The sequence below is a fragment of the Sphingomonas aestuarii genome, assembly GCF_054457155.1.
Map to the genome: position 1 here is coordinate 1 of NZ_JBTKVV010000014.1, position 7268 is coordinate 7268.

A 7268-nucleotide genomic window follows, 5' to 3' on the forward strand; every position below is an offset into this window, starting at 1 on the left:
TGCGCATACTCCGCAATGGGATGGTGAGCTCCGGCACGAAGCGGATTGATACGATCGAGATCCGCCTCGCTCTACGATGCTTACTCCCTCACTGCCCCGAGAGGTGGCCGTTAGAACTCTACTGGGATGCTGCTGGACAAGAAAACGAGATTGGACGCGCTCAAGGCTGCACCGCTGCGTTTAATGGGATCGTTCGACAGTTGCGTAGATCTCACATCCTGCACGAGTGAACTGATCTGCGGACTCGGACTCAGTACCCGATCACAGCTTTGAGTGGACCTCCTCGGTAAATGCTGCAATCGCTTGCAGCCAGAGGCCATCTTCGCAGCAAGATGGAGGTTGTGTCTTTGCTTAACCGGCTGGTCGGCAATGCGCCCCAACTTCGGTCATTGGGGTGCTATTGTGTGGACACCGGAAGCAGACCATCCGCACTCCACGATCCGCCGAGCGCGAGGTTGAGCCCGACCCATTGGTCGATCCGCTGGCGGCGCACGCTCACCAGGTTGCGTTCCGTCTGGAAAAGGCGCTGCTGGAAATTGAGCACATCGATCAGGTCGATCTCGCCTTCGCGGTACTGCAACTGGGCAAGCTGGTAGGCGGTCCCCGCCTCGTCGGCAGCGGCCGCGAGTATCTGTTCGCGTTCCTCCAGCACGGTGACGGCGTCGAGATTGTCCTCGACCTCGCGCAGGGCGGCAAGAGCGGTTGAGGCATAAAGCGCGACCGCCGCGCGGCGGTTGGCATCGGCTTCGTCCTCGCGTGCGCCGCGCAGGCCCGCATCGAACACCGGCTGCAGGACGTCGCCGATGATCGACCAGAGAATGTTATCGGTATCGAGCAGGTCGCCGAGATCGGTGGAAGCGACGCCTCCGACAGCGGTCAGCACAAGTTGCGGCAGTTGCGCGGCCCGCGCCTGATCGAGGTTGGCAAACGCTGCGGCAACCCTGCGCTCGGCTGCAATCACGTCCGGACGCCGTTCGAGCAGTTGGGCGGGCAGCCCTGCGGGCGGCGCGGGCGGTGCTTCGGGAAGGCTCCGCCCGACGGTTACGAGATTGGCCGGATAGCGCCCGACTAGCACCTCCAGCGCGCGGCGGGCGTTGCGCGCCGCGATCTGCGTCTGGGCGAGGCTGTCCAGCGCGGATTGATAATCCGCCCCGGTCGTCGCGGTGTTCTGGCGCGAGGCAAAGCCTTCGCGGTATCGCACCTGCACGATCCGGTCGATTTCAGCGAGGGCTTCGACCGTGCGCTGTGCCACACTGACCTGTTCAGCGGCCTCGATGCTGGCAAAATAGGCCGAGGCGACCCCGGCTGCGAGCGAATATTGCGCAAACCGCAAATCCGCCTCGACCGCCTGCGCGCTGGCATAGGCGGCGTTGCGGCCCGCGCGCACCCGGCCCCACAGGTCAACCTCCCACTGTGCCTGCCCCGCGACAGTGTAGACCGCCTGATTGAGCGCGAACGGATTGGGCGATTCGGTCCGGTCGGCGTTCACATTGGCGTTGATCTGCGGGAACAGCGCCGCACGCGCTTGCCGCACCAGCGCGCGCGAAGCGTCGAGATTGGCGGCGGCGGCGCGGATATCGGGGTTGTTGGCCTGCGCCTCGAGCACAAGTTCGCTCAGCACCGGATCGCCGACCGCCTCGATCCAGCCGATGCGCACCTCCCCCGGCACCGTGCCTTCGACCACCCATTGCGGCGGCAGGGCGGGCAGGCTCTGCGCGGTGGCGGCGGCGATGTCTTCGGGGGTGCTCAGGCTGGCGCAGCCCGCCAGTGCGAGCGCGAGCGCCGCCGGGGCTGTGCCAAGCAGAAGCCTGCGCGCGATCATGCCGCCGCCTCCCCGCCGGTTTCCCTTGTGCCGGATTTGTCCGCGCGCTCGTCGGTGGAAATGCCGAACACGGCGGCATAGACCACCGGCACCACCAGCAGCGTCAGCGCGGTCGCGAAGGTCAGGCCGAACACCAGCACCACCGCCATCGATTTGAAAAAGGCATCGGTGAACAGCGGCAGCACGCCAAGCACCGTTGTGCCTGACCCCAACAGGACCGGGCGCACACGACTGGCGGCGCTATCGAGCAGCGCGTCCATGCGCGGCTTGCCCTCGCCGATTTCAAGGTCGATCTGGTCCACCAACACGATCGCGTTCTTGATCAGCAGCCCGGCCAGCGACAGCACGCCGAGGATCGCCATGAATTCGAACGGCACGCCCATCACGATCAGACCGAACACAACGCCCACCAGCGCGAGAGGCACCACCGACCAGATCACCAGCGGCTGGCGCACCGCATTGAACAGGAAGATCGTCACCAGCACCATCGCGCCAAAGCCCAGCGGGATCGTGCTGGCGAGGTTCTCGTTGGCCTCTGCCGAATTGCCCGATTCCCCATCCCATTCAAGCGAGTAGCCCGGCGGCAGCGCAATGGCCTCGACCAGCGGCTGGACCCGCGCCTGCAAATTGCCGGCCAGCTCGCCGGGAGCAGGATCGGCCTGCGCCTTGATCGACCAGACATTATCGGTGCGCCGCAGGCGACTGTCGCGGAATATCGTCTGGATGCCGTCGGTGACCTGTTCGACCGGAACCGCTGCGCCGGTCGGACCGAGCACCTGGATCAGCGGCAGGCCCTCGACGCTCTCGCGCTCATCCGCAGGCGCGCGCGACATGATCGGGATCAGATCGTCATTCTCGCGATAGACGCCGACCTGCTGACCCGAGTAATTGCGCGCCAGCGCCGCGCCCAGATCGGACCGGCTGACGCCTGCGCGCCGCCCCTTGACCTCGGAATAGACCGGTTCGATCGCGGGCACGCGCTGGCGCCAATTGTCCTTGATCGCGATTGCCTTGCCATCCGCGTGATACACCTCCTGCGCCTGCCGGGCGAGGTCGCGCAGCACTTCGGGATCGGGCCCGCTGAAGGTCGCCTCGATCTTCGAACCGCCGCCCGGCCCGAGGATAAACCGCCAAACCTTGCCTTGCGCCTGCGTGAAATTGGCATCGATATATTGCTGCACCTGCGGCACCAGCGTATCGAGCCGGTTGTAATCATCGAGCTTCACCAGCAATTGCCCGTAGGCTGCGTTGGTGCTCTCGAACTGATAGACCAGCATGTAGCGCAAGGTGCCCCGGCCCACGAGCGTGTGGACGTGCTCCACCCCTTCGAGCGTGCTGATATATTCGCTCAGCTTGCGCATGTCGGCATCGGTCTGGGCGATGTCGGTGCCTTCGGGCAGCCAGTAATCGACCACCAGTTGCGGCGTGGTCGAGGCGGGGAAGAAACCGGGCGTGACATAGCCAAAGCCGAACACCGAGGCGACGAACAGCCCCACTGCCGCCGCGATGGTGGTCACCCGGCGCGCGATCAGCACTTCGATAATATCCTTGAAGCGTTGCATCAGGCCGTCGGTCTTGTCCTGCGGAGCCTCTTCAGCGGCCACGCCCCCTTCAGCCTCGGACGCCTGCGCCGCCTCCTTGAACAGCAGCGAACACAGGAACGGCGTGATCGTGATCGCGAAGACCCAGCTGTAAAGCAGCGAGATCAGGATCACCCAGAACAGGTCTCCTGTAAACTCGGCGGTGTCGCCGGGCGCAAGGCCGATGGGCGCGAAAGCGAGGATGCCGACCAGTGTCCCGCCCAGCAGCGGCCAGATCGAGCGTTTGACGATGGTGCTCGATATCTCGATGATCTTCTGACCGCGCTGCACCCCGGTCAGCACGCCATCGACAACCACGATCGCATTGTCGACCAGCATCCCCAGCGCGATGATCAGCGCGCCCAGCGAGATGCGGTGCATCGGGATATCGCTCATATACATTGTGCCCAGCGTTGCCGCGATGGTCAGCAGCAGCCCGATCCCGATAACGAGCCCCGAGCGCAGCCCCATGAACACCACCAGCGCACCGATCACGATCGCCAGCGCGAGGAACACGTTGACCACAAAGTCGGAAACTGATTTGTCGACCACCTTGCCCTGGTTGTAGAATTCGTGGATCTCAATTCCCGCCGGGCGCTGGCCTTCGACCTCGGCAAGGCGCTGCGAAAGCCGCTCGGCCACGGCGACGACATTGCTGCCCGAAACCGCCGCCACGCCCATGATCAGGCCCGGCTCGCCATCCCAATAGGCGAGGAAGTCGGGCGGATCGCGCAGGCCCCGGGTGACTGTGGCGATATCGCTCAACTGCACCACGCTGCCATTGCTGGATGCAACCAGCAGGTTGGAGATCGCCGCAACCGAATCGATATCGCCGCTCGGCGTGATGATCAGGCGCTTTCCATCGACCTCGACAGTGCCGCCGGGCACGACGGTGTTCTGGGTCGAAAGTTGCTGGAAGATTGCGTTGACCGTGGCGCCCAGCGCGGCGGCGTTCTGGCGCGAGATCTCGACATAAATGACCTCCTGGCGTTCGGCCGCGATGTTGATCTTGCCCACACCGTCGACCGCCAGCAGATCCTGCCGCAGCGCCTTGGCATAGGTGCGCAGTTCGGGCATCGAATAGCCCTCGCCGGTGAGCACGTAATAGATCCCGAAAACATCGCCGAATTCGTCGAACACCATGCTCGGGCCGGCGCCAGGCGGCAGGTCGCCGGCGGCATCGCGGACCTTGTTGCGCAGCTTGTTCCAGATGTCCTGCAGCGCGCCCTTGTCCGGGCTGGCCGAAAACTTGATATCGACTGAAAGCTCTGAAAAGCCCGCCGAGGAAACCGAGCGCACTTCGTCGACCTCTGCCATGTCCTGAAGCGCTTCTTCGAGCGGGGCCGACACCTCGCGCGCGACCTGTTCGGGCGAGCCGCCGGGATATTGCGTGAAGATCTGCGCGGTGCGGATCGTGAATTCAGGATCCTCGAAGCGCGGCATGTTCTGATAGGCAGTCCACCCCGCCAGCAGCGAGAGCGCGATCACGATCCACATGATCAACCGGTTGCGAATGCTGAAGGCTGCGATATCCATATCTGCAACGCCGACCCGCGGCTATTCGCCCCAGGGGCGAACCTTGTCGCCCTCGCGGAAGTAATTGCCGCCGGCGGCCACGATGGTCTCTCCAGCCTTCAGCCCCGTGATCGCGCGCAAGGTTTCGCCGACGCCGTCCTCGATCGTGATCTCGCGCCGCTCAAGCACCTTGTCGAGCCCCTTGGCCACCCACACAAAACGCTTGCCGCCCTCGGACATGATCGCCGCCAGCGGCACTTCGACGCCATTGGGGCCCTCGCTTTCCCCGATCGGTTCGCCCTCGTAGAACAGGGTCGCCGTCATCCCGGTGAGCACCAGCAATTCGGAAGGCGGGGTAAAGCTGAAATGCGCCTCGAAGGTCTGGGTGGAGCTGTCCGCCTGCCCGCGCGCCTCGCGGAAAACCGCCGGGAACTGGCGACCGGGGGCCGCATCCAGCTCGACGAAGATATTGAAAAAGCGCCGCTGGTTGGAAACCAGCACGAAACTGGCGGGCACATTGACCACCGCCTCGACCGCGCGGCTTTGCAGGACCAGCACCGGCTGCTGCGGGCCGACATTCTGGAACTGCTCGACATAAGTCACCCCGACCCCGCCGCTGAACGGTGCCCGCAGAACGGTATCGGAGAGGTTTTTCTGCGCGGTGTCGAGTGCAGCCTTGGCGACCTGGCGCTGGGCCAGGCGGCTTTCGACCACGCTTTTGGAGATCGCGTCCTGTTCGATCAGGCGCTGCGCGCGTTCATATTCGCTGCTGGCGTTAAGGTACTGCGCCTCGGCTTGGTTGACGGCCGCAGCGTAGCTCGTCGGCTCGATCCGCGCAATCACATCGCCGCGGCTGAACCGCGCACCGTCGATCGCGTTCCACTCGATGATCTGCCCGCCGACCTGAAATGCCAGATCGGTGGTGCGGACAGAGCGGACGACCGCCGGAAAACTGCCCGAAGTCTGCGAATTGGCGGATTGGACGGTCACCAGCTTGGCCGGGCGCGGCGGTGCGTCCACCGGCTCCACCTCGGTCGATCCGCAGGCGGCGAGGACGAGCAGCGCGCCCGCGAGCGCCAGCAGGGCAGCATGCCGCCGCCAGGGTTCCCGAACGAAGATAGACGCCAAAGTGAATCTCCAAACGCTTCGAGCAGATTGCGGCTGCACGGCCAAAATTTCAGGGCCTATGGATAAGTAGTGGTCAAAATGGGGGATGAACTGGCCAACTTCGATCTGATCGATAGTTCGCCAGGTGATGGCGAAAAAATTAATTCCGGAAAGCCCGCTGCGCAAGCGCAGAGACAAATACTGCTCTTGCATTGCCTGCTCCCAATGGCGGCCACACTCTGAGGACGGCAGGCCTGCCAGAAGGTGCAATACACTGACCCGTTATTGGCGCGCAACCCCTCTTTTCCTGTGTCACAACTTCCAGACTGACCCCGTCCAAGTATCGCAAGAGGCCCGCATTTTTCGCCGCAGGTCCGGATCCAGCGCCAGTTTCTGGTTGTATTCCTTCCTGATCTCGCGAAGCCGACGGAAGCCCGTCCATCCCCCCCGTCCCCAGAAAGCTGCTATCGGGGATCGATTCGTCCAGCTCGGCCCGGACAGTGGGCAAGGGCGTGGACAAGAGGGTCGACTAGGCGCCTTGCCTGGGCGTCATCGTGAAGTGCCCCACGATGCTTCTGAAGGCCGAGGCGACAGGGCCGCGCGGCACGCCCAACAGGGGCGCGGCCGTCAGTCCCGAATGGGTTGTCAGCACCTTGATGCTCGGGGCAGGCGACATCCACGCCAAGCGCTAGCGCAACCCGTCGCGGAATTGCTCCGCGGCGATCTTTGATAATCCGTAGACCTCCCACGGATCTTACTTCTGTTCGGCGCTGAGATTATCCCACATCGATCGCCTTCTCTGCAAGATGCTGGCGGAGGAGCTGGCCACCACGACGACGACGGAAGGCGCGCGTCGTCAGGGCCGGCAGCGCAACTCTCGGAAATGGTGATGAGCCCGGTGACAAAGAACGCGAACTGTAGAAAGTGACCCTACAGACAGTGGAAGGAGAGCGTCGGGAGGTTGTGCCGGTCGCGCTCGCTGATCTGGGCGACGGGGACAACAACCATGTGCTGTGTCTGGACACAAAAGATAAGCCGATCTCGGCGGCGTTTCCTGCAGGGATTCTGACCGATCCGAACGATGACCTTAATCCCGACACCTCAATCTTGGTTCGAGACTAGCAAGACCGTGCAAGTTGATCGCTGTCCGCCCCGAGAGGACCAATCGCAATTAGCACCAATCGCTTCCAAATCGGACAGTCCGGTTTCAGCCGCTGGTAATCCAAGAGCAGACTGTCGCCTTA

The 7268-nt window shown here is 63.7% G+C and carries 4 protein-coding genes; 1 reads left to right on the forward strand and 3 read right to left on the reverse strand.

The window, feature by feature from the left end; all coding sequences use genetic code 11:
• Positions 1–397 precede the first annotated feature (397 nt).
• From ACX0GZ_RS14645 to ACX0GZ_RS14655, 3 genes are read right to left on the reverse strand one after another with little or no spacing between them, the layout of a single operon-like run.
• On the reverse strand, positions 398–1822 hold the full coding sequence (locus ACX0GZ_RS14645; protein ID WP_458817494.1) for an efflux transporter outer membrane subunit: 1425 nt from the start codon (positions 1820–1822) through the stop codon (positions 398–400).
• Positions 1819–4938, reverse strand: a complete 3120-nt coding sequence (locus ACX0GZ_RS14650; protein WP_458817495.1) for an efflux RND transporter permease subunit — start codon at positions 4936–4938, stop codon at positions 1819–1821. Before ACX0GZ_RS14650 ends, ACX0GZ_RS14645 begins: the two co-directional genes overlap by 4 nt.
• A gap of 21 nt (positions 4939–4959) precedes the next feature.
• Positions 4960–6294 (reverse strand): efflux RND transporter periplasmic adaptor subunit, encoded by a 1335-nt coding sequence (locus tag ACX0GZ_RS14655; RefSeq protein WP_458817496.1) that lies wholly within the window; start codon positions 6292–6294, stop codon positions 4960–4962.
• Positions 6295–6987: 693 nt separating this feature from the next.
• On the opposite strand from ACX0GZ_RS14655, the gene ACX0GZ_RS14660 reads away from it, so the two are divergent.
• Positions 6988–7146, forward strand: coding sequence for a hypothetical protein (locus tag ACX0GZ_RS14660; RefSeq protein WP_458817497.1), 159 nt, complete (start codon positions 6988–6990; stop codon positions 7144–7146).
• The last annotated feature ends 122 nt before the right edge of the window (positions 7147–7268 follow it).